Genomic DNA, 23,392 nt, shown 5'->3' on the forward strand with positions numbered 1-23,392 from the left:
GTCGGCACGGCGTGGTTGTTGGCTTGGTCGGGTGGTTGTTGGGCGGGTTGTGGTGGGGGCTGCTGCGGTGGGTTGGTGGTGCTGCCACCTACAGTGACATCGCCGCGAGGGGGTGGGGGCAGGCCGGGGGCGGTTTGTCGTCGGGCGGCGCCTGGTGGGCGGGCGCCGGTGTCCGCGTGAATGGCCGTCCGGTGGGAGCGTGTAATGGTGATTGCTTACCGTGACCATTTTCGGTTCGACCTGGAGGGATTGGCCGCCGCCGAAACTCGGTGCCGCGTGGTGTGACGGCGGGATGGGCGGCGCGTGGCGGGCACGGCCATTCGGGCGCGCGGCGGGATCATGAAAACTTGTCGGGTTTACCCGGCGTAGTGATCGGCGCGTGATAAAACGCGAACGTTATTCATGCCTGCGGTCGTGTGATCGTGGATGGCGCCTCTCATTACGGCCCCGGCGGCGCCTCGGGAACGGCGCGGGGAAACCGCTCGGTGGGAGGGTCGGAATGCCCGCGCCGACAGCGACCACGGCGGCGTCCGGCAGCGGGATCGGCGGCCGCTCCGGCTGCCGTGAATGTGCAGGAGCGGGTGCCCGGGCGCTCGGCGTCGCCAATGGCTAGCCAATGGCGCGTGGCCGTCGTCTGTGTGAACTCGACCTCGGGGGACGCCGGGCCCGCCCCGTCCCGGAATCGGCCTTACCGTGGATCGGCGTCGCGGAGCTGTTCCCATCAGACCAACCTCCCCCGCGGTGACGCCTGCGTCCCGGCCGCCCCTTGCCTGCGTCCTCCCAAAGGGAGACGCGTGCGCGCTGACCTCCGCCGATGCGCTGGCCGGTCCCGGCCACACGGGCCCGCGGTAAGCCCGCCGACACGCCGTCCGGGCGCACAAATCCCCTGGTCACAGGCCTGTCGCATGTCGGCGGCGGTACTCGGCCGCGGCCGTCGCGGTCAGCGCACGTGGCCCGGAGGTTAGCGACCGGTAAGCGGATGTCGGAGACGATGACCGCATGCTCCCCGGCCACAGACGTCATCGCCCAGATGCGCTCGCGCTCGCCGCGAGGCGCCGGCGGCGTCCATCGCCCCCGCCCGGTCGCCCACGGGCGTGTCCCGGCGCCAGGACCGACGGAGCCTTCCGCCCACCGCACATGTAAACGGCCGACCCCCGCGCGGCGCAACCAGATCCTGGGAAGTCTGTGAACGGGGGTTGATATGCGGACCGCAAAGGCTCCGCACCAGCGATGCACCACGATAGTGCGTCGCTTTTACGTGTTTCCGCGATAAATCACAAGCGCGCACCCCCGCAACCACCGCGCGCAATATTTCACCTGCTATTTAATCGACCGTTCCCTGACCGCACCGACCGTCCGCACGCACCCGCTAATTCGTAGATGCGCGAATACCGAACGTAATGCCTACCGGCCGGTTTTCACGCCGTGCGAATGCCTGCTCACGGGTCGTGCAGACCCAATCAGCGACGGCAAAGCAAACGCACTTGCCAGCAGTCGTGATCACGTTCTAGAAAATAGGACTAGGGGGAGTGTAGGGGTCCCCACGGATTAGGGGTCCCAATAGGCTGGCCGCGATGCCGTGCCCGGAATGTCCCGAGGGCTCCGGGGCGCCCGGCCAGAGATCCAAAAGTACGAACGACAGCCGAGCGAAAGTGAAAGCAACGGGGATGTGGACTCTGGCGGGACGGACGGGCCGAGCGCCGGCACCCGGCGCGCGCGACGCGCGCGCCGCGGCCGGACGACGACACCGGCACGCCGCGGGGCAGACCGGCCTCGCGGCGCCGCAGCTTACAAAGGGGGAAGCTCAGCGGATGTTGGTCAGAAGAGCAGAGACTCTTGAGAACCTCAACGACCTACTGATCAGTTCCGCCCGGGGGGACGGGGCCGTCGCCGCGATCAGCGGCCCGACCGCGATCGGGAAGACCGCCCTGCTCAACGCCGTCGCGGAACGGGCGGCGGGGTCGGGGAGCCTGGTGCTCAGCGCGCTCGGCTCATGGGACGAGCGCCATGTGCCCTACGGCGTGCTCGGCCAGCTGTTCCCTTCGCTGGAACTGGGCCGCCCGAAGGCGCGGCGTCCGGCGGAGCCGTGCTCGGGGGCGCGCACGCCGGACGCAGGCGACGACGACACGGCCGACGAGGGGCCGACGGCCCCCGGCACCGGCGGTCCGAACACCGATGCCCTGGACACTGGCAGCAAGGCCACCGGGGGCAAGGAGGCGAGCGACGGGGACCCGCTCACGGTCGCCCGCGCCGCGCACGAGATCATCACGCGGCTGACGCAGCAGCACCATCTGCTGATCACCGTGGACGACGTCCAGCACGCCGACGCCGCCTCCCTCTGGTGCCTGCGGTACGTGGCGCAGCGCCTGTCGCCGCTCTCGCTCGCGCTGGTGTTCACGCACGGCGCGTCCATCGAGGAGAAGCCGCCGAGCATCCTGCACGACCTGCTCTACCGGCCGAACGTCCGGCGCTTCCACCTCGAACCGCTGTCGCTGGACGACATCGCCCACCTGGCCGAGGACGAGGGCCGGACGTCGTGCGGCCACACGTCCGAACTCGTCACGGAGATCCACGCGCTCACCGCCGGGAACCCGCTGCTGGTCGAGGCGCTGCTCGAAGAGCACCGGTTCTGCGGCGAGCCGGGCGGCGCCGCGGACGAGCCGCGCGAGGTCGGCCTCGGCGCCGGGCCGGGTCTGCCCACCGGGCACGTCTTCCACCAGGCGGTGCTCGCGTGCGTGCACCGGCTCGGCCCGAGCGCGGTCCGGCTCGCGTACAGCATCGCGCTCCTGGAGGACTCGGCCAGCACCCTCCTGCTCAGCAGGCTGAGCGGCATCGACCCGGACCTCGTGGACCGGCTCGTCCGGATGCTCACCAAGATCGGCGTGCTGGACGGCCCCCGGTTCCGCCGCGTCGCCGTCCGGCAGGCGGTCCTGCACGAGATCCCGCCGGGCGACGGGGCGGGCCTGCGGCACCGCGCCGCCCGGCTCCTGCACGAGGCCGGGGCGCCCGCCCGGGTCGTCGCGCCGCACCTGCTCAGCGCGAGCCCGCTGCGGGAGGACTGGGTGCTGCCGGTGCTTCAGGAGGCCGCGCACGAGGCGCTCGTCGAGAACGACGTGACGCGGGTGATCCGGTACCTGGAGCTCGCCAACGAGTGCTGTACGGACGAGGCGCAGCGCACGGCGGTCAAGGTGCAGTACGCGGGCGTCCAGTGGCAGCTCAGGCCCGCCGCGTCGGCGCAGCACTTCGCCGCGCTGAAGGCCCCGCTGCTCGCCGGGCGGCTCCCCGCCGACGACACGCTGCAACTCGCGCAGGGGATGCTGTTCCACCTCGACTTCGACGACGCCCTCGCGGTCATCGAGCATCTCGGCACCGGGAAGCACGCCGACTGGGAGTCCGACATCGAGCTGCACGGCACCCGGCTGCTGCTCGCCGCGGAGTATCCCGGCGTGCTGGAGCGGATGAGGCGTCCGCTGCCCGGGGTCGAGGTGTCGGTGACGTCGCCGTCCGGGCTGCGCGCCTGGCACGCCCTCGTGCGGATCCTCGAACGGGGCGCCGACGAGTACGCGATCGCCATGGCCGAGCAGGTGCTGCAGAGCACCGAGAAGCGGCCCCCGGCGATGACCAGGGGACGCCGCCTCTCCGCGCTGCTGTCGCTGATCTACGCCGACCGGCTGGACGCGGCGGGCGACTGGTGCGAGCGGCTCACCGCCGAGGTCGGCGAGCACGACGCGCCCGCCGGGCGGGCGGTCATGGACTGCGTGAGCGCGCTCGTCGCGCTGCGCCGCGGCCGCCTCGCGCACGCGGTGGAGCAGGCGACCACGGCGCTGGCCGTCCTGTCCGGGCAGAAGTGGAACGTCAGCGGCGCGATGGCGGTCGCGATCCTGGTCGAGGCGCACACCGCGATGGGCGATCACCAGGCGGCGGCGCGGCAGCTGACGTTAGAGGTTCCGCCGGAGCTGTTCCTCACCCGGGCCGGGCTCCACTACCTGTACGCGCGCGGACGCCACCTCCTCGCCACCGACAACACCTACATGGCGCTGTCGGACTTCATGAAGTGCGGCGAGCTGATGCGGCGCTGGAACATCGACACGCCGGCGCTCGTCCCGTGGCGGCTCGGCGCGGCGGAGGCGTGGCGGCGGCTCGGCGACCACGAGCAGGCGACCCGGCTCGTCGAAGAACAACTCGCCCGGGCCGACTCCGGCCTGCGCCGGTCGCGCGGGATGGCGCTGCAGTCGCTCGCCTCGGTGCGGACGGCGGCGCAGCGTCCGACCATCCTGCAGGACGCGCTGCAACTGCTGGAGGCCAGCGGCGCCCGGTACGAGACGGCCGGGGTGCTCGCCGACCTGAGCGGCGCGTACCAGAAGCTCGGCGACAAGGCGAAGGCCCGCCGGACCGCGCGCCGCGCCTGGCGGATCGCGAAGAGCTGCAACGCGGAGGCGATGTGCCAGGCGCTGCTGCCGACCGCGTCGCCGCAGCCCGCCGGGACGAGCACCACCGGCGGCGACGGCGCCGCCGCGGGGTTCGCCACCTTCGCGCGGCTGAGCGACTCCGAACGGCGCGTCGCGATGCTCGCGGCCCAGGCGTACACGAACCGTGAGATCGCCGACAAGCTGTTCATCACGGTCAGCACGGTCGAGCAGCACCTGACCCGCGTCTACCGCAAGATGGAGATCAGGAACCGCGAGCAGCTCCTCGCGGCCATCCACATCGACAACTCCCAGGCCGTCTGACGGCCCGGACCCCCTGGTTCCCGACCCCAGCCGCCCAGCCCGCCGATCGCAGCCCCTGCCAGCGCCTCCCGAGCGCGGCGGGGGCCTTCCCATCGGTACCCCGCGCTCGTCGGGCCCTGCGCTCATCGGGACCCGCGCACATCAAGCCCCGCGCACGTCGAGCCCCGCGCACGTCGGGGGCCCGCGGTTACAGTCGGTTGTCGGGGTCGGCGTAGCGGCGGATGTCGATGACGTCCGCGCCGGAGACCTCCGCGTCGAAGAACGGCAGCAGGAAGTCGGTCACCGTGTTGACCACCTCGGCGAAATGGCCGTCCAGGATCGGCGGCCCGCCGGTGAGGATCTTCGTCTGGAACTCGCCGTCGGTGTGCGTTCCCCAGTCCAGGACGTCGCTAACCGGGACGCCGCGGTCGGCGTCCCCGCCGAGCGCGACGATGGCGGACCGCACCCGCGACCGCCGGGCGGGCACCCGCGACGCGACCGCGAACAGCGCGACCGGGTCGACGCCGTACTCCTCCTCCAGCCGCAGCGCCATCTCGAACGCGAGGACGGCGCCCGCGCCGTCCCCGAACAGCGCCACCGGGCGGTCGATGTACTCGCTCAGCCCCTCAAGGACGCAGTCCGCCTGCTCCCCCACGCTCTCCGGCGGGGACCGGCGGGGCGCGCCGCGAGGGGCGCGGTACTGCACGGCGAGGACGCCGACCGACGGGGCGAGCGCGTCGGCGAACGCCGCGAAGGAGTCGGGCCGCCCGTCCGCGCGCGGCAGGCACACCATCAGCACCTTGCAGCCGGTGAGCGGCCGGAACTGTCGGATCCAGAGTCGGGCGGGAGCTGGGCCGGGCATGTCGGCGCGATCCTCACATGGGATGGAGCCCGCCACGGCGGCGGTGGTCTCCGGGGAGGCCGGGCGGGGGGTCACCCCGACGTCCAGGCCCTCGGGGCACGGTACGGGCGCGGGACGCGGCGGCGCGGCGGACGGCGCACCCGCGCCGGTCCGGTCGCGGGATCGGTCGCGGGGGCGGCGCGGGCCGCCGCCCGGCCGCGCAGCACGGCGAGCAGCACCGCGGTGACGGCCGCGAGTTCCTCATCGGTCGGCGCGCCCCGCACGACGCGCAGGACGGGGGCGGTCGCATGGTCCACCGGGCACCTTCTCTCGGCGCCGCGCCTGTCGGCATGACATGGGCGGCGTCACATCGGCTGGTTGCCGTGCTTGCGGGACGGCAGCGGCGCGTCCTTCGCGGCGAGCATCGCGAGGGCGTCGATCAGGACCGCCCGCGTGTCGGCCGGGTCGATGACGTCGTCGACGAGCCCGCGCTCGGCGGCGTAGTAGGGATGCATCAGCTCCTGGCGGTACTCCTTGATCCGCTGCCGCCGGGCCTCGTCCGGGTCGGGCGCGGCGGCGATCTCCCGCCGGAACACGACGTTCGCGGCGCCCTCGGCGCCCATGACCGCGATCTCGTTGGTCGGCCAGGCGAACGACAGGTCGGCGCCGACCGACCGCGAGTCCATCACGATGTAGGCGCCGCCGTAGGCCTTCCGCAGGATCACCTGGACGCGCGGAACGGTCGCGTCGCAGTAGGCGTAGAGCAGTTTCGCGCCGTGCCTGATGATGCCGTCGTATTCCTGGTCCTTGCCCGGCAGAAAGCCCGGCACATCGACGAGCGTCACCAGCGGAATGTTGAACGCGTCGCAGAACTGGACGAATCTCGCGGCCTTTTCGGAGGCCTGGATGTCCAGCACCCCGGCGAGCGCGGCGGGCTGGTTGCCGACGATTCCGACGACCTGCCCGGCCAGCCGGGCGAACGCGCAGACGATATTCGGCGCCCAGCGGGAATGGATCTCGAAGAAATCGCCGTCGTCGACGAACTCGGCGATGACCGCGCGCATGTCATAGGACTGCCGGGGGTCCGGCGGGACGAGGTCGAGCAGCGCCTCGCAGCGCCGGTCGGGCGGGTCGCCGGACGGCTCCACCGGCGGCAGCTCCCGGTTGTTCGACGGCAGCAGGGACAGCAGGTGCCGGACGTCCTCCAGGCACTCCCGCTCGTCCGCGCAGACGATCGTCGCGGCGCCGGACACCGAGCCGTGCACGTCCGCGCCGCCGAGCTGCTCGTGGGTGATCGACTCGCCGGTGACGGACTTCACGACGTCCGGGCCGGTGATGTACATCTGCGCGGTGTCGCTGACCATGAACACGAAGTCGGTGAGCGCGGGCGCGTAGGCGGCGCCCCCGGCGCAGGGCCCGAGGATGACGCTGATCTGCGGGATCACGCCGGACGCGCGGACCGTCCTGCGGAAGATCCCGCCGTACCCGGCGAGCGCGGTGACGCCCTCCTGGATCCGGGCGCCCGCGCCGTCGTTCAGCGCGACCAGCGGCGCCCCGGCCGCCTCGGCGAGGTCCATCACCTTGTGGATCTTCTGCGCGTGCGCCTCGCCGAGCGAGCCGCCGAAGACGCGGAAGTCGTGCGCGAAGACGAACACGGTCCGGCCCATGACCTTGCCCCAGCCGGTCACGACGCCGTCGGTGGCGGGACGCTTGTCCTCCAGCCCGAAGCCGCTGGCCCGGTGCCGCCGCAACTGCTCGATCTCCCGGAACGTCCCGGGGTCGAACAGCAGGTCGAGCCGCTCGTGGACGGTCAGCTTCCCGCGGGCGTGCTGCCGCTCGGTCGCCGCCGCCGACGGCCCCTCCCGCGCCATGGCCCGGGCCTGGAGCAGCTCGGCCACGTTCGACCGCATGTCGGCGGGCCCCGGGCGGCCCGCGGCCGGGTCCTCCCCGGCGGATTCGCCTTCCCCGCTCCCGTTCCCGTTCCCGGTCACGGTCCCGGCCGCGGCCGCCGAGTCCGGGCGAGCAATTATCGTCATACCGCCGCTCCTCCGCGATCTCTTGTCGCTGACAAGGTCACCCGGAGCGGCCGGAGAATTCAACCCCCGCGGATTCTCTTAGGGGAGCCTAGGGGTTGGGGCCAATTACCGCGCGGCGGCATCATGATCCGATGCCACTCTCCTTTCATTCGCGGGGAAGATGACGACGATGGCCCATTCGACCACCACCGGTTCCGGCACGGCCCGTTCGAACACGGCGGGCGACGCCTGGGCCCGGGCCTTTCACCCGGCGCCGGACGCCGCCGCGCGGCTCGTGTGCTTTCCGCACGCGGGCGGCGCGGCCAGCTTCTACTTTCCGGTCTCGGCGGCGCTGCGGCCGGGGACCGAGGTCCTCGCCGTCCAGTACCCGGGCCGCCAGGACCGCCGCGCCGAGGACCCGATCACCGACCTCCAGGTGCTCGCCGACCGGGTGTTCGAGGCGCTGCGCCCCCGGCTCGCCGACCGGCCCGCGTTCTTCGGGCACAGCATGGGCGCGGTCGTCGCGTTCGAGGTCGCCCGCCGGATGGAGCGGGAGGACGGCGTCTCCCCCGCCGTCCTCGTCGCGTCCGGGCGGCGGGCGCCGTCGCGGCGCCGCGCCGAGTCGGTGCACCTGCGGGACGACGACGGGATCGTCCGGGAGCTGAAGCGCCTGAACGGCACGGGCAGCGTCCTGCTGGAGGACGCGGAGCTGCTCCGCACGTTCCTGCCCGCCGTCCGCGGCGACTACCGGGCGATCGAGACCTACGAGTGCCCGCCGGGACCGCCGCTGACCTGCCCGATCACGGTGTTCACCGGGGACGACGACCCGCACGTCACGCTCGACGAGGCGCGGGCGTGGCGCGACCACACGACCGGGGCGTTCGACCTCCAGGTCTTCCAGGGCGGGCACTTCTACCTGACCGCCCGGCCGAAGGAGACCCTCGCCCGCCTCACCGACGTGCTGTCCCGGTTCGCCTAACCCCTTCCCAGCCCCTTTCCCAGCCCGGTTCCTTTCCCATTCCTTTCACAGTGAGGGAGGCGCTCGGCGCCATGCCCAGTCAGTCCGGGACCAGTCAGTCCGGCCGTGCCCCGTCCGGCGCTCCGGCGGCGGACCGCGCGGCCGTCGCGATCATCGGCATGGCGTGCCGGCTTCCGGGCGCGCCGAGCCCCGCCGCGTACTGGCGGCTGCTCCGCGCGGGGGCGGACGCCGTCACCGAGGTCCCCGCCGGACGCTGGGCGGCCGACGCGCCGGGGCTCGACCGGCCCGGCGTCCGGTTCGGCGCGTTCCTGGACCGGGTGGAGGAGTTCGACCCGGGCTTCTTCGGGATCTCGCCGCGCGAGGCGGCGGCGATGGACCCGCAGCAGCGGCTGGCGCTGGAGCTGGCCTGGGAGGCGCTGGAGGACGCGGGCGTCGTCCCGGCGTCGCTGCGCGACAGCGGGACCGGAGTGTTCGTGGGGGCGATGTCGAACGACTTCGCGTCCCTCGTCCAGGACCCGGACGCGATCAACGCGCACACGCTGACCGGCGTGCAGCGCGGCATCATCGCCAACCGCGTGTCCTACGCCCTCGGCCTGCGCGGGCCGAGCCTCACGGTCGACGCGGCGCAGGCGTCCGCGCTGGTCGCGGTGCACCTGGCCGCCGAGAGCCTGCGGACGGGGCAGGCCGACCTCGCGCTCGCGGGCGGCGTCGACCTGAACCTCGTGCCCGGCGGCGCGGTGACGGTGGCCGAGTTCGGCGCCCTGTCGCCGGACGGGCGCTGCCACACCTTCGACGCCCGCGCCAACGGCTACGTGCGGGGCGAGGGCGGCGGGGTCGTCGCGCTGAAGCTGCTGTCCCGGGCGGTCGAGGACGGCGACGACGTCCGCGCCGTGATCCTCGGCACCGCGGTGAACAACGACGGCGCGACGGAGGGGCTGACCGTCCCGAGCGCGGCGGCGCAGGCCGACGCGATCCGGCTGGCGTGCGGCCGCGCTGGGATCGACCCGGGGACGCTCCAGTACGTCGAGCTGCACGGCACGGGCACGCCGGTCGGCGACCCGCTGGAGGCGGCCGGGCTCGCGGCGGCGCTCGGCGACGCGGCGCGGCGCCCGCCGGTCGCGGTCGGCTCGGCGAAGACCAACGTGGGCCACCTGGAGGCGGCGGCGGGCATCGCCGGGCTGATCAAGGCGGTGCTGAGCATCCGGCACCGCGAGGTCCCCGCCAGCCTGAACTTCGAGACGCCGAACCCGCGCATCGACCTCGACGCGCTGGGCCTGCGCGTCCAGACCGAGACGGGTCCGTGGGCGCGGCCCGGCGAACCGCTGCTCGCGGGGGTGAGCTCGTTCGGGATGGGCGGGACGAACTGCCACGTCGTGCTGTCGGACCCGCCGCCGCCCGCGCCGGTCGCCGGAGGCTCCGAGCCGGTTTCGGCGGAGGCCGTGCCGCTCGTCCCGTGGACGCTGTCGGGCCGGACCCCCGCGGCGCTCCGCGCCCAGGCGGAGCGGCTGCGGGAGCGGCTGCTCGACCGGCCGGAGGACGCCGCCGACGTCGGCTGTACGCTCGCCACCGCCCGCACCCATTTCGAGCACCGCGCCGTCGCGCTCGGCGCCGGCGGCGACGACCTGCTCGCCCGCCTCGACGCCATCGCCTCCGGTGCGGACCAGGCGGGCGTGGTCCGGGGCGAGACCGGCGACGGGGCGGGCGGCGTCGCGCTGGTCTTCCCGGAGCCGGGCGATGGGGCGCGCTGGGACGTGGCGGCCCGCGACCTGCTGGGGTCGTCCGCCGTGTTCCGGGAGCGAATCGACGCGTGCGCCGCCGTCCTCGACCCGCTCACGGGCTGGTCGCTGCTGGACGTCCTGACCGGCGAGCCGGGCGCGCCGGAGGCGGCCGACGCCGCCCCCGTCCGGTTCGCGGTCATGGTCGCGCTGGCCGGGGTGTGGGAGCGGCTCGGCGTGCGGCCGGACGCCGTCCTCGGCCGGGGGACGGGGCGGCTCGCCGCCGACTGCGCCGCGGGCACGGTGACGCTGGACGAGGCCGCGCGGCTCGTGGTGTCCGGGCGGGGCGACGCCGCCGATCCGGTGCCGTTCGAGGACGCCGTGCGCGCCCTCGTCCGGGACGGTCACGAGACGTTCGTCGAGGTCAGCCCGCATCCCGTCCTCGACGGGATCGTGCGGGGGGTGTCCGCGTCGCCGGTGGTCGTGGGGTCGCTCGGGCGCGGGGGCGGTCCCTGGGCGGCGCTGCTGGAGGCGATGGCGGAACTGCACGTCCGCGGCGTCCCGGTGAACTGGGCCGCCGTGTTCGCGGGACGGCGCCCACGTCGCGTCGACCTGCCCACGTACGCGTTCCAGCGCGAACGCCACTGGCCGGACGGCGAACCCGCACCGGTCCCCGCCGCCCCGGCCTCCTCAGGGGCCGCCGAGCCTGCCGAGCTGCTCGGACTCGTGCGGGCGCACGCGGCCGACGTCCTCGGCCACGCCACGGCGGACGCGGTCGACACCCGCCGGACCTTCAAGGACCTCGGCGTCGACTCCACGCTCGCCGTCGAGCTGAGCGAGCGCCTCGCGGACGCCACCGGCCTGCCGCTGCCCGCCACGGCCGTCTACGACCACCCGACCCCGGCGAAGCTGGCCGGGCACCTGCGCGACGCGCTCGCGTCCGGCGGACCCGTCGCGGTGACCGCCGCCACGGCGGCCGACGAGCCGATCGCCATCGTCGGCATGGGCTGCCGGTACCCGGGAGGCGTGGCCTCCCCCGCCGACCTTTGGCGCCTCGTCGCGGACGGCGTCGATGCCATCACCGGCTTCCCGGACGATCGCGGCTGGGACATCGACGCCCTGTACTCGCCCGAGCCGGGCGTGCCCGGGAAGACCTACGCCCGGCACGGCGGGTTCCTGGACGGCGCCGACCGGTTCGACGCCGCGTTCTTCGGGATCAGCCCGCGCGAGGCGGCGGCGATGGACCCGCAGCAGCGCGTCCTGCTGGAGGTCGCCTGGGAGACCCTGGAACGCGCGGGCATCGACCCGCTGGCGCTGAACGGCACCGCGACGGGCGTGTTCGTCGGCGCGACGGCCCAGGAGTACGGGCCGCGCCTGCACGAGTCGCCCGAGGACGTCGGCGGATACCTGCTCACCGGCAACACGGCGAGCATCGCGTCCGGGCGGATCGCGTTCACGCTGGGGCTTGAGGGTCCGGCGGTGACGGTCGACACGGCGTGCTCGTCCTCGCTGGTCGCGATCCACCAGGCCGCCCAGGCGCTCCGGCAGGGCGACTGCGCGCTGGCCTTGGCGGGCGGCGTCACGGTCATGGCGACCCCGGGCATGTTCGTGGAATTCAGCCGCCAGCGCGGATTGGCGGCGGACGGGCGCTGCAAGGCGTTCTCAGCGCAAGCGGATGGAACAGGTTGGAGCGAAGGCGCGGGAATGCTGCTCTTGGAGCGGCTTTCCGATGCCCAGCGCAATGGCCACCATGTCGTGGCGGTCATCTGCGGCAGTGCGATCAATCAGGACGGCGCCTCGAATGGGCTCACCGCGCCGAACGGGCCGTCGCAGCAGCGCGTCATCCGGCAGGCGCTCGCCAACGCGCGGCTGACCGGTGGCGACGTCGATGCAATCGAAGCCCACGGCACTGGAACGACGCTGGGCGACCCGATCGAGGCGCATGCTCTGATCGCCACTTATGGGCAGCGCGACGCCGAGAACCCGTTGTGGCTGGGGTCGCTGAAATCCAACATCGGCCACACCCAGGCCGCCGCCGGGGTGGGCGGGATCATCAAGATGGTGCAGGCCATGCGGCACGGTCTGCTGCCGCGCACTTTGCACGCCGAGGAGCCGTCGCCCCATATCGACTGGTCTGGCGGGGCCGTCCAACTCCTTACGGACGCGATGCCTTGGCCTGAGAGCGGGCGTCCTCGGCGCGCCGCCGTTTCCTCCTTCGGCATTTCCGGCACCAACGCCCATGTGATCATCGAGCACGCGCCCGCCGCCGTCCCGCGGGCGGGCGCCTCTTCGCCGCTGCTGCTGTCCGGCAGGACGGAGACGGCGGTCCGAGCCCAGGCCCAGCGGTTGCACGACGCTCTGGCGGGCGAGGTCGAGCCGGACGTCCCGGGTGTCGCGTCTACGCTGGCCACGGCCCGCGCGACGTTCGATCACCGGGCCGCCGTCACGGGTGAGTCCCGTGGCGAGTTGCTGGACGGGTTGCGGGCGCTGGCGTCCGGGCAAGCTCCCGTCCGCCATGTCGCGGGTCCTGGGAAACTGGCGTTCTTGCTGACAGGGCAGGGCGCTCAACGCGCCCGGATGGGGCGGGAGCTTTATGACGCCTATCCGGTCTTCGCCGAGGCTCTCGACGAGGCCGTCCGTCATCTCGACCCACATCTCCCCCACCCGCTCAAGCCCATTCTGTTCGCCGAACCCGACAGCCCCCAAAACCACCTCCTCCACCAAACCCTCTACACACAAACCTCACTCTTCGCCCTCCAAACCGCGCTTCACCACCTCCTCCAGACCTACGGCCTTGCGCCCGACTATCTCCTCGGACATTCCCTCGGCGAACTCACCGCCGCCCACCTCTCCGGGATCCTCACGCTCCCCGACGCCGCCGCGCTCATCGCCACCCGCGCCAAACTCATGCAGCGGCTTCCCGCCAATGGCGCGATGCTGGCAGTGGAGGCGAGCGAGCAGGAGATCCGGCCGCTTCTCGGGAACGGGGACGGCGTTTCGGTCGCGGCGGTGAACGGCCCCCGATCCACCGTCATCTCCGGCGACAGCGACACCGTTCAGGCGATCGGCGCCGCGTTGGCGGAGCGGGGTCTCAAGACGCACCGGCTCCGGGTCAGTCACGCGTTCCATTCCCCGCACATGGACGCGATGCTCGACGAATTCCGCCGGGTCGCGGAAAGCCTTGAATACCGCGCGCCCCAAATCCCGATCGTCTCCAACCTCACCGGAGCCCTCGCCGGACCAGAGATCACCACACCCGACTACTGGGTCCGCCACGTCCGGCAAGCCGTCCGGTTCCACCAAGGCGCACAAACGCTCCACCGCGAAGGCGTCACCGCGTATCTCGAACTGGGGCCGGACGCGGTGCTGAGCGCGCTCGTCCGGGAGGCGCTCCCGGACGCCGCCGCCGTCCCCGTCCTGCGGCGCGACCGGCCGGAGGCGGCGACGCTCGCCGCCGCGCTCGCGCGCCTCCACGTCGCCGGGACCCCGGTCGACTGGACGTCCCATTTCCCGCCCGCGCGGCCGTCCGACACGCCGACCTATCCGTTCGAGCGGCAGCGCTACTGGCTCGACGCGCCGTCCTCCGGCGCGAGCGCGGGCGCGGACGCCCATCCGCTGCTCGGCGCGGAGGTGGCGCTCGCCGACGACCGCACCGCCTTCACCGGACGGATCTCCCGGCGCGCCCACCGCTGGGTCGCCGACCACACCGTCGCGGGGACGGTGCTGCTGCCGGGCACCGCGATCGTCGAACTCGTCCTCGAAGCGGCGCGGCGAACCGGCCGCGACCGGATCGACGAGCTGGTGCTGCACGCCCCGCTGCCCGTCCCGGACGGGGCCGGAGTGGACGTGCAGCTCATCGTGACCGCGCCGTCCTCCGGGGGCGCGCGGGAGTTCACCGTGCATTCGCGGCCGGTGCCCGGTGAGGGCCTGCCGTGGACCCGCCACGCGACGGGCACGTTCAGCGAGGCCGCAGACGACGTCCCGGACGGCCTCGGCCCCTGGCCTCCGAACCACGCGGAGCGCCTCGACCCGGACACCCTCTACGACACGCTCGCGGACCGCGGCCTGGAGTACGGCCCGGCGTTCCGCGTCCTGAGGGAGGGGTGGCGGGACGGCGACGACGTGTTCGCGGAGGTCGCGCTGTCCCCGGAGGAGGAGGCGACGGCGGGACGGTTCACCGTCCACCCCGCCCTGTTCGACGGCGTCCTCCACGCGGCGCTCGGCGTGGACGGGACGTCCACGCTCCGCCTCCCCTTCTCCTGGACGGGCGTCCAGGTGCACGGCACGGGCACCTCGGCGTCGCGCGCCAAGGTCACCCGCACCGGTCCGGACACGGTGACGCTGACCATGACCGACGGCACCGGAGCGCCGGTGGTCTCGGTCGCCGGGTTGACGCTGCTCGCCGCCTCGGCGGACCGGATCTCGGCGGCCGCGAACGCCGACGGCACGGCGCTGTTCGAGGTGCGCTGGCCGGTGGTCGACGCCGGCGGCGTCCCGGCGGAGGGGTGGGCGGCGGTCGGCGCCGACCTGGCCGAGGCCGCCCCGGCCGGCGGGGTCCATGGCGATCTCGCCTCCGTCGCGGACGGCGGCTCGGTGCCGGAGGTCGTCGCCGTCGCGCTGGCATCCGGCGCGGACGATCCGGCCGAGGGCGTCCACGCGTACGCGCGCCAGGCGCTCGACCTCGTGCGGGAGTGGCTCGGCGACGGACGGTTCGCCTCGTCCCGGCTGGCCGTCGTGACCCGGGGCGCGGTCGCGACCGGGGACGGCGGCCCCGCCGACCCGGCCGCCGCCGCGTGCTGGGGGCTGGTGCGATCGGCGCAGTCGGAGAACCCGGACCGGATCGTCCTCATGGACGTCGACGGCCGTCCCGCCTCGTACCGCGCGCTGCCCGCCGTCCTCGCCGGGAGCGAGCCGCAGGTCGCCCTCCGCGACGGCCGGGCGCACGTGCCCCGGCTCGCCCGGACCACGGTCGCGGCGGGCGGCAGGCCGCTCGACCCGGACGGGACCGTGCTGATCACGGGCGGCACCGGGGGCCTCGGACGCCTCGTCGCGCGGCGTCTCGTCGAGCGGCACGGCGTCCGGCGGCTGCTGCTCGCGAGCCGTCGCGGGCCGGACGCGGACGGCGCCGCCGAGCTGGCGGCCGAGCTGGCCGCGCTGGACGCCGACGTGACGTTCGCCGCCTGCGACGCCGCCGACCCCGCCGCGCTGGCCGGGCTGGTCGCCGCCGTGCCCGCCGCGCACCCGCTGACGGCGGTCGTGCACGCGGCGGGCGTGCTCGACGACGGCGTGGTCACCGGGCTGACCGGGGAGCGGCTCGACGCCGTCCTGCGGCCGAAGGCGGCGGCGGCATGGCGCCTGCACGCGCTGACCCGCGACCTGGACCTCGCGGCGTTCGTCCTGTTCTCCTCGATCGCCGGGACGATCGGCAGCCCCGGCCAGGGCAACTACGCGGCGGCCAACGCCTCCCTCGACGCCCTGGCCCGGCACCGCCGCGACCTCGGCCTGCCCGCCGCCTCCATCGCCTGGGGCCTCTGGGACGGCGGCATGGCGGACGGCCTGGACGACGCCGAGAAGGCACGCTGGTCACGTGGCGGGGTTGTCCCGCTGGCCGCCGACGAGGGGCTGGCGCTGCTCGACGCCGTCCTCCTCGGCGGGGGCCCGGCCTCGGTCGTCGCCGCGCGCCTCGACCTCGCCGCGCTCGGACGCGCGGGCACGCCCGGTCCGCTGCTGCGCGACCTGGTCCGCTCGCCCGTCCGGCCGGCCCGCGCGAAGGGCGGCGCGTCCCTGCGCGGGCTGGACGGCCTGACCGACGCCGAGCGCCGCGCGCGCGTCCTCGACCTCGTCCGGACGAGCACCGCCGCCGTCCTCGGGCACGGCCGCGCCGACGACATCGACACCGAGCGCGCGTTCAAGGAACTCGGCTTCGACTCGCTGACCGCCGTCGAGCTGCGCAACGCCCTGAGCGCCGCGACCGGGCTCAGCCTCCCGACGACGCTGCTGTTCGACCATCCGAGGCCCGGCGTCCTCGCCGACCACATCCTCGGCGAGCTGTCCGGCGGCGACGCGGAGGCGCGGGCCGCCGAGCCGTCACGTACGGGCGGCGACGCCGACGACGACCCGATCGTGATCGTCGGGATGGGCTGCCGCTACCCGGGGGACGTCCGGTCGCCGGAGGCGCTGTGGCGGCTCGTCGCGGACGGCGCCGACGTGATCTCCGGCTTCCCGGACGACCGCGGCTGGAACCTCGACGAGCTCTACGACCCGGACCCGGACCGCACCGGCACGTCCTACACCCGCCAGGGCGGGTTCCTGTACGACGCGGCCGACTTCGACCCGGCCTTCTTCGGGATCAGCCCGCGCGAGGCCCTGGCGATCGACCCGCAGCAGCGGATCCTCCTGGAGGTCGCCTGGGAGACCCTCGAACGCGCGGGCATCGCGCCCGGCACGCTGCGCGGCAGCCGCACCGGCGTCTTCACCGGGATCATGTACGACGACTACGGCGCGCGCCTCAACCCGGCGCCCGGCGAGTTCGAGGGGTATGTCGGGAGCGGCAGCATGCCGAGCGTCGCGTCCGGGCGCGTCTCCTACACCTACGGTTTCGAGGGCCCGGCGGTGTCGGTCGACACGGCCTGCTCGTCCTCGCTCGTGGCGCTGCATCTGGCGGCGCAGGCGCTGCGGAACGGCGAATGCGAGCTGGCGCTGGCCGGGGGCGTCACCGTCATGGCGACGCCGACGACGTTCGTCGAATTCAGCCGGCAGCGCGCGTTGGCGGCCGATGGACGATGCAAGGCGTTCTCGGCCCAGGCCGACGGCACCGGATGGGGCGAGGGCGCGGGGCTGCTGCTCCTGGAACGGCTCTCCGACGCCCGGAACAACGGCCACCGCATTCTGGCCGTCGTCCGGGGCAGCGCGGTCAACCAGGACGGCGCCTCGAATGGGCTGACCGCACCTAACGGGCCGTCGCAGCAGCGCGTCATCCGGCAGGCGCTCGCCAATGCGCGGTTGACCGGTGGCGACGTCGATGTCGTCGAAGCCCACGGCACTGGAACGACGCTGGGCGACCCGATCGAGGCTCAGGCCCTCATCGCCACCTACGGGCGGCAGCGCGACGCCGAGAACCCGCTGTGGCTGGGGTCGCTGAAATCCAACATCGGCCACACCCAGGCCGCCGCCGGGGTCGGGGGAATCATCAAAATGGTGCAGGCCATGCGGCACGGTCTGCTGCCCCGCACTTTGCACGCAGAGGAGCCGTCGCCCCATATCGACTGGTCCGATGGGACCGTCCAGCTGCTCAATCACCCGATGCCTTGGCCCGACACCGATCACCCGCGCCGGGCCGCCGTCTCCTCATTCGGGATTTCCGGAACCAACGCCCACGTCATCATCGAGCAGGCCCCGCCGGCGGAGGCCGCACGGGTCGATGGCGCGGATCCGGGAGAACCGCTGCCCTGGATCCTGTCGGCCAAGTCGGCGGAGGCGTTGCGGAGCCATGCCGCGCGCCTGCACGAGCACGTTTCCGCTCGTCCCGAGCTTGAGGCGGCGGACGTCGCCCACACGCTCGCCGCCACCCGGACGACGTTCGACCACCGCGCGGTGGTCAGCGGCGAGACCCGCAACGACCTCCTGGCCGGGCTGCACGCGCTGGCCTCCGGGCAAGCGCCCGTCCGCCATGTCGGCGGCAATGGCGGACTGGCGTTCCTGCTGACCGGGCAGGGCTCCCAGCGTCCTGGCATGGGACGCGGGCTTTACGACGCCTACCCGGTCTTCGCCGAGGCTCTCGACGAGACCATCCGTCATCTCGACCCGCATCTCCCCCACCCGCTCAAGCCCATTCTGTTCGCCACACCCGACAGCCCCCAAAACCACCTCCTCCACCAAACCCTTTACACGCAAACCTCACTCTTCGCCCTCCAAACCGCGCTTCACCGCCTCCTCCAGGCCCACGGCATCGCGCCCGACTATCTCCTTGGGCATTCCCTCGGCGAACTCACCGCCGCCCACCTCTCCGGAATCCTCACGCTCTCGGACGCGGCCGTCCTCATCACGTCCCGCGCCAAACTCATGCAGCAACTCCCCTCCTCCGTCGGCGCGATGGTCTCGATCCGCGCTGCCGAGGACGACGTGGCGGCGACCCTCCGCGGTGACGTCTCGATAGCGGCGGTTAACGGCCCTCGGGCGACCGTCATCTCCGGCGACGCGGAGACCGTCCAGGCCATCGCGGCGGAATGGAGGGAACGCGGCGTCAAGACGCACAAGCTCCGTGTCAGCCACGCGTTCCATTCCCCGCACATGGACGCGATGCTCGACGAATTCCGCCAGGTCGCGGAAAGCCTTGAATACCGCGCGCCCCAAATCCCGATCGTCTCCAACCTCACCGGAGCCATCGCCGGACCAGAGATCACCACACCCGACTACTGGGTCCGCCACGTCCGGCAAGCCGTCCGATTCCACCAAGGCGCGCAGACGCTCCACCGCGAAGGCGTCACCACCTACCTCGAACTCGGACCGGACGCGGTGCTGACCGCGCTCGCGCAGACCGCCGTGGCGGACGCCGACCCCGAGGCGGACGCGGTGATGCTGCCGCTGCTGCGGCCGGGACGGTCCGAGCCCGGCACGCTGCTCGCCGCGCTCGCCCTCGTGCGCGGCGACGCGCACCGGCCCGCCGCCCTCCCCGCCGGGGGGCGCCGCGTGGACCTGCCGACCTATCCGTTCGAGCGGCGGCGCTACTGGCTGGAGGCGCCCGCCGCGACCGGCAGCGCCACCGGCCTCGGCCTGGACCCGGCGGGGCATCCGCTGCTCGCCACGGCCACCGAGCTGCCGGGCGGCGGCCGCCTCCTCACCGGGCGGATCTCCCTGGACGCCCAGCCCTGGCTCGCCGACCACACGATCATGGACGAGGTGCTGCTGCCCGGCACGGCGCTGGTCGAGCTGGCGATGCACGCCGCGTCCCTGACCGGGTGCGACGAGATCGAGGAGTTCGTCCTGCACACGCTCGTCACGTTCGACGCGCGCGGGGCCGTCCTGCTGCACGTGGCGGTCGGCCCGGCGGACGGGACGGGCCGCAGGTCCGTCACGGTCCGGTCGCGCGGGGAGAACGACACGTCCTGGACGCAGAACGCCGAGGGCACCCTCGCCGCGACGTCCGCCAGGGAGCCGGTCGCCTGACTGTGACACGCGTCCGCCCCGGCCGGAGGGAGATCCGGCCGGGGCGGACGTCTGTCGGCAGGCGGGCGGTCAGGCGAAGCGGTGCGGGGTGAAGGGCTTCGCGACGTCGGGCAGGGCGCCGGTCGTCAGCGCGCCGACCATGGCGTCGGCGGTGGCGGGCGTGAGCTGGACGCCGATCCGGAAGTGCCCCGTGCACAGCAGCAGCCCGGGGACGGTGGTCTCGCCGAGCACGGGGAGGTCGTCCGGCGCACCCGGCCGCATGCCGACGCCCGCCTCGGCGAACTCCAGCGACGCGGCGTCCGGCAGGACGGTCGCGGCCCGGCCCAGCAGGTCGCGGACGCCTCCGGCGGTGACGGTCATGTCGTCGCCGACGTCCTCGTAGGTGGCGCCGACCGCCAGCTCACCGTCCAGGCGCGGGATGAGGTAGACGGCCCGGCCGTCCACGACGGCGCGGGTCGTGCGCGCGAGGAACGGCGCGGCGGAGCGCAGCCGGAGGATCTGCCCCTTGACCGGCCGGATCTCCGGGACGGCGCCCGGCGGGAGCCCGCCGATGCGGCGCGTCCAGGAGCCCGCCGCGAGGACGACGCGGTCGCCGGACACGGTCCCGCCCGAGCGGAGCCGGACGCCGGTCGCGCGCTCTCCCGCCGTGACCACCTCGGTGACCGCGTCCGCGACCAGCGTCCCGCCGCGCCGCTCGATCGCGGCGGTCAGCGCGGCCGTCATCCGGCGCGGGTCGATCGCGCCGTCGTCCGGGGCGAGCAGCCCGCCGCGGACGGACGGCGCGAGCCGCGGCTCAAGCGCGCGGCAGTCGGCGGCGGTGAGCGCCTCCGTCCGGATGCCGAGCGACTCCTGGAGGGCGCGCAGCCGCTCCAGCGCGGCGAGGTCAGCGTCGGTGAACGCGGCGTCGAGGACGCCGTCGCGGCGGTGGCCCGCGTCCTGGCCCGCGTCCTCCTCCAGCTCCGCGACGAAGGACGGGTAGCGGTCCCGCGAGGCGAGGTAGAACCCGCGCAGCGGGCCGTCCTCGTGGACCTGCTCGGTGAGGGGCGGCAGCATGCCGCCCGAGACGTGCGACGCGCGGCCCGGCTCGGCCGGGTCGACGACGGTCACCCGCAGCCCGGCGGCCAGCGCCCGCCAGGCGGTGGCGAGGCCGACCACGCCGCCACCGGCGATCACCACGTGCATGGAGGGGTCCCTTCGGTCAGGAGAGCAGCCGGTGCAGGTGCCCGGCCAGCCGGGCGGCGCTCGGATGGTCGAACGCGACGGTCGCGGGGAGCCGCAGGCCCGTCCGGGCGGCGAGCCGCCGGTTGAGCTCGACGGTGGTGAGGGAGTCCATGCCGAGCTCGCCGAACTCGCGGGCGGGGTCGAGACCGTCCGGGGACCGGTGGCCGAGGACGTCCGCGACCTGCGCCCGCACGAACTCCAGGACGGCGTCCTCCCGTTCGGCGCCGGACAGGTGCGCGAGCCGCTCGCGCAGGTCCGGGCCGCCCGAGGGGCGGGCGGCGCGGCCGGGGACGGCGAGGTCGGCCATCACCTCGGGCAGCGCGCCCGGTCCCGCGCGCAGCGCGGACTCGTCGAGCCGGACGGGCGCCAGCACGGCCCGGTCCTGGCGGAGGGCCGCGTCCAGCAGGTCGAGGCCCTGGTCGGCGGTGAGCGCGGCCAGGCCGGAGCGGCGGAGGCGGGTGAGGTCGGCGGTGCTGAGGCCGGTGCCCATGCCGTCCTCCCACAGGCCCCAGGCCAGGGACAGGCCGCGCAGCCCGGTCGCGCGGCGGCGGTGCGCGAGCGCGTCGAGGAACGCGTTGGCCGCCGCGTAGTTGGCCTGGCCCGCGCCTCCGGCGGTGCCGGACACGGAGGAGAACAGGATCAGCTCGCAGCCCGGCAGGTGCTCGGTGAGCTCGTGGAGGTTCAGCGCGGCGTCGGCCTTCGGCCGCAGCACCCGCTCGAACCGGCGGGGGGTGAGCGCGGTGACGGTCCCGTCGTCCACGACGCCCGCCGCGTGCACCACGGCGACGAGCGGGCGGTCCGCCGGGATCGCGGCGAGGACGCGTTCCAGCGCGGGACGGTCCGCCGCGTCGCAGGCGGCGACGTCCACCTCAGCGCCGAGGCCGGTCAGCTCGGCGGCCAGTTCGGCCGCGCCGGGGGTGGCGTCGCCGCGGCGGCCGAGGAGCAGCAGCCGCCGCACGCCGTGCGCGCGGACGAGGCGGCGCGCGACCAGCGCGCCGAGGGCGCCGAGCCCGCCGGTCACGAGCACGGTCCCGGCCGGGTCCCAGCGGGGCGCCGCGGCGGACGGCGCGGCGGGCGGCACGCGGACCAGCCGGGGCTTGGCCGGCCGCCCGTCCCGGACGGCGAGCTGCGCCTCCCCGGTGTCCACGGCGGCGGCGAGCGCGGGCCCGGACGACCCGGGGTCGTCCAGGTCGACCAGCGCGAAGCGCCCCGGGTGCTCGGACTGGGCGGACCGCACCATCCCCCACACGGCGGCGCCCGCGAGGTCGGGGACGTCGTCCCCGTCCCGGACGGCGACCGCGCCCCGGGTGACGAACACGAGCCGCGACCCGGCGAGCCGCTCGTCGGCGAGCCACTCCTGGACCAGCACGAGCGCCCGCTGCGTCGCCGCCCGGACCTCGGCCGCCTCGTCGGTGCAGGACACGACGACGGTGCCGGGGACGGCGTCGCCCGCGCGCAGCCCGTCGTCCAGGGCGCGCAGCGACGGGTACAGCTCGACCCGGCGGCCCGCCGCCTTGAGCGCCCCGGTGACGCCGAGGTGGTCGGTGCCGAGGAAGGCGAGCGCGCCGGTGCCGGAAGCGCCCGGCCGGGTCAGCGCCGTCCAGTCGAGGCGGAGCAGCGCGGCGCCGCCGGCCCGGCCGCCGCCCGGCGCGCGCAGCGCGAGGGACGCGACCGAGGCGACCGGCCGCCCCGCGCCGTCGGTCACGGTCAGCGACACCGCGTTCGCGCCGTCCGGCGCCATGCGGACGCGCAGCTCGCGCGCCCCGGACGCGCCGCCCAGCCGGACGCCGCGCCACACGAACGGGACGCGCGGCGCGTCCGGCCCGGTCGCCGCGGGCAGCAGCGTCGTGTGCAGCGCCCCGTCGAACAGGGCGGGGTGCAGCAGGTAGGAGGCCGCCGCGCCGGACAGGCCCGGGTCGAGGGCGATCTCGGCGAACAGCTCGTCCCCGCGCCGCCACGCGGCCCGCAGCCCGCGGAACGCGGGCCCGTAGCGGAAGCCGCGCTCGGCGAGCCGGGCGTAGAGGTCGGCGGTGTCGACCGGCTCGGCGTCCGGCGGCGGCCATGCCCCCGCGGTCTCGGTGATGACAGGCGTCGTCTCGTCCATCGCTGCCTCCGGATCAGCCGCCGGACGGCGGCGGGTTCAGGATCGCGGCGGTGACCTCGCCGTGGCTGTCGCCGCCGTGCTCGTCCCAGAAGCGGCAGGTGGAGCGGATCACGACCAGGGCGTCGCGGATGTCGCTGGCGTCCCACTCGGCGACGTCCGCGATCTGGATCTCGCCCTCGAACAGCCGCCCGCGCATCTGCGTGCGGAACGCGCTGCGCAGGTCGGTGATGAGGATCTCGCCGAGCTGGCGGGTCCAGAAGTCGTCCATGTCCCAGCGGGAGAAGGGCGCGACGACGCGCTCCTTCACCGCCTTGGCGACCAGGTAGTAGAACATCTGGTTGAAGCAGATGTTGAACTCGACCGCGTTGAAGTGGCCGGTGTCGTCGATGTAGCAGGACTCGGGGATCTCGAACGTGCAGGCCGCGCCGACCCGGACCTGGTCGGCGGGCCCGGCCGGGTCGCGCTCGACGGTCAGCTCGGCCGACGTCAGGTACTCGCAGCGCTTCGCCCGGTACGGCCGCAGGACCTGGGTGAGCAGGTCCGGGTCGTCGGGGTAGCGGGCCGGGGCCGGCGCGCCGCCCGGCCGCTCCATCACTTCCGCCATCTCGGTGTCTCCCTCGGGTTCGCAGATGTCCGTTGGCCG

Annotated in this window: 9 protein-coding genes; 3 read left to right on the forward strand and 6 right to left on the reverse strand. The window is 74.4% G+C overall.

Annotated features, from left to right (window positions below):
- Nucleotides 1-1,811 precede the first annotated feature (1,811 nt).
- Nucleotides 1,812-4,730: an ATP-binding protein gene (locus ACH01S_RS14000; protein ID WP_083980662.1), complete on the forward strand. Its 2,919-nt coding sequence runs from the start codon at nucleotides 1,812-1,814 to the stop codon at nucleotides 4,728-4,730.
- Between the two features lie 187 nt (nucleotides 4,731-4,917).
- Here the strand turns inward: ACH01S_RS14000 and ACH01S_RS14005 are convergent, their stop codons facing one another.
- From ACH01S_RS14005 to ACH01S_RS14015, 3 genes are all read right to left on the reverse strand, one after another.
- Nucleotides 4,918-5,571, reverse strand: coding sequence for a thioesterase II family protein (locus ACH01S_RS14005; protein WP_083980663.1), 654 nt, complete (start codon nucleotides 5,569-5,571; stop codon nucleotides 4,918-4,920).
- 71 nt (nucleotides 5,572-5,642) lie between these two features.
- The gene (locus ACH01S_RS14010; RefSeq protein ID WP_067890581.1) at nucleotides 5,643-5,867 is read right to left on the reverse strand and encodes an acyl-CoA carboxylase subunit epsilon; all 225 of its coding nucleotides are present in this window, start codon (nucleotides 5,865-5,867) and stop codon (nucleotides 5,643-5,645) included.
- 48 nt (nucleotides 5,868-5,915) lie between these two features.
- On the reverse strand, nucleotides 5,916-7,460 hold the full coding sequence (locus ACH01S_RS14015) for an acyl-CoA carboxylase subunit beta (protein ID WP_067890880.1): 1,545 nt from the start codon (nucleotides 7,458-7,460) through the stop codon (nucleotides 5,916-5,918).
- 295 nt (nucleotides 7,461-7,755) lie between these two features.
- On the opposite strand from ACH01S_RS14015, the gene ACH01S_RS14020 reads away from it, so the two are divergent.
- Nucleotides 7,756-8,544, forward strand: a complete 789-nt coding sequence (locus ACH01S_RS14020) for a thioesterase II family protein (protein WP_067890584.1) — start codon at nucleotides 7,756-7,758, stop codon at nucleotides 8,542-8,544.
- Nucleotides 8,545-8,615: 71 nt separating this feature from the next.
- Complete coding sequence (locus ACH01S_RS43490; protein WP_067890587.1) at nucleotides 8,616-19,424, forward strand: type I polyketide synthase; 10,809 nt, start codon at nucleotides 8,616-8,618, stop codon at nucleotides 19,422-19,424.
- Between the two features lie 69 nt (nucleotides 19,425-19,493).
- Here ACH01S_RS43490 and thiO read toward each other — a convergent pair whose 3' ends face one another.
- From thiO to ACH01S_RS14040, 3 genes are read right to left on the reverse strand one after another with little or no spacing between them, the layout of a single operon-like run.
- The gene (gene thiO / locus ACH01S_RS14030) at nucleotides 19,494-20,606 is read right to left on the reverse strand and encodes a glycine oxidase ThiO (RefSeq protein WP_067890590.1); all 1,113 of its coding nucleotides are present in this window, start codon (nucleotides 20,604-20,606) and stop codon (nucleotides 19,494-19,496) included.
- A 16-nt stretch (nucleotides 20,607-20,622) separates the two neighbouring features.
- Complete coding sequence (locus tag ACH01S_RS14035) at nucleotides 20,623-22,749, reverse strand: type I polyketide synthase (protein ID WP_067890593.1); 2,127 nt, start codon at nucleotides 22,747-22,749, stop codon at nucleotides 20,623-20,625.
- A 13-nt stretch (nucleotides 22,750-22,762) separates the two neighbouring features.
- On the reverse strand, nucleotides 22,763-23,353 hold the full coding sequence (locus ACH01S_RS14040; protein WP_218010251.1) for an FcoT family thioesterase: 591 nt from the start codon (nucleotides 23,351-23,353) through the stop codon (nucleotides 22,763-22,765).
- Nucleotides 23,354-23,392: the final 39 nt, after the last annotated feature.

The organism is Actinomadura chibensis NBRC 106107, from assembly GCF_001552135.1.
Lineage (GTDB): Bacteria > Actinomycetota > Actinomycetes > Streptosporangiales > Streptosporangiaceae > Spirillospora > Spirillospora chibensis.

Excerpts from the sequence above, each read along its gene's own strand:
- ACH01S_RS14000 (WP_083980662.1), top strand. The coding sequence starts at position 1,812 with ATGTTGGTCAGAAGAGCAGAGACTCTTGAGAACCTCAACGACCTACTG.
- ACH01S_RS14005 (WP_083980663.1), bottom strand. The coding sequence starts at position 5,571 with ATGCCCGGCCCAGCTCCCGCCCGACTCTGGATCCGACAGTTCCGGCCG.
- ACH01S_RS14015 (WP_067890880.1), bottom strand. The coding sequence starts at position 7,460 with ATGCGGTCGAACGTGGCCGAGCTGCTCCAGGCCCGGGCCATGGCGCGG.
- ACH01S_RS14020 (WP_067890584.1), top strand. The coding sequence starts at position 7,756 with ATGGCCCATTCGACCACCACCGGTTCCGGCACGGCCCGTTCGAACACG.
- ACH01S_RS43490 (WP_067890587.1), top strand. The coding sequence starts at position 8,616 with ATGCCCAGTCAGTCCGGGACCAGTCAGTCCGGCCGTGCCCCGTCCGGC.
- thiO (WP_067890590.1), bottom strand. The coding sequence starts at position 20,606 with ATGCACGTGGTGATCGCCGGTGGCGGCGTGGTCGGCCTCGCCACCGCC.
- ACH01S_RS14035 (WP_067890593.1), bottom strand. The coding sequence starts at position 22,749 with ATGGACGAGACGACGCCTGTCATCACCGAGACCGCGGGGGCATGGCCG.
- ACH01S_RS14040 (WP_218010251.1), bottom strand. The coding sequence starts at position 23,353 with ATGGCGGAAGTGATGGAGCGGCCGGGCGGCGCGCCGGCCCCGGCCCGC.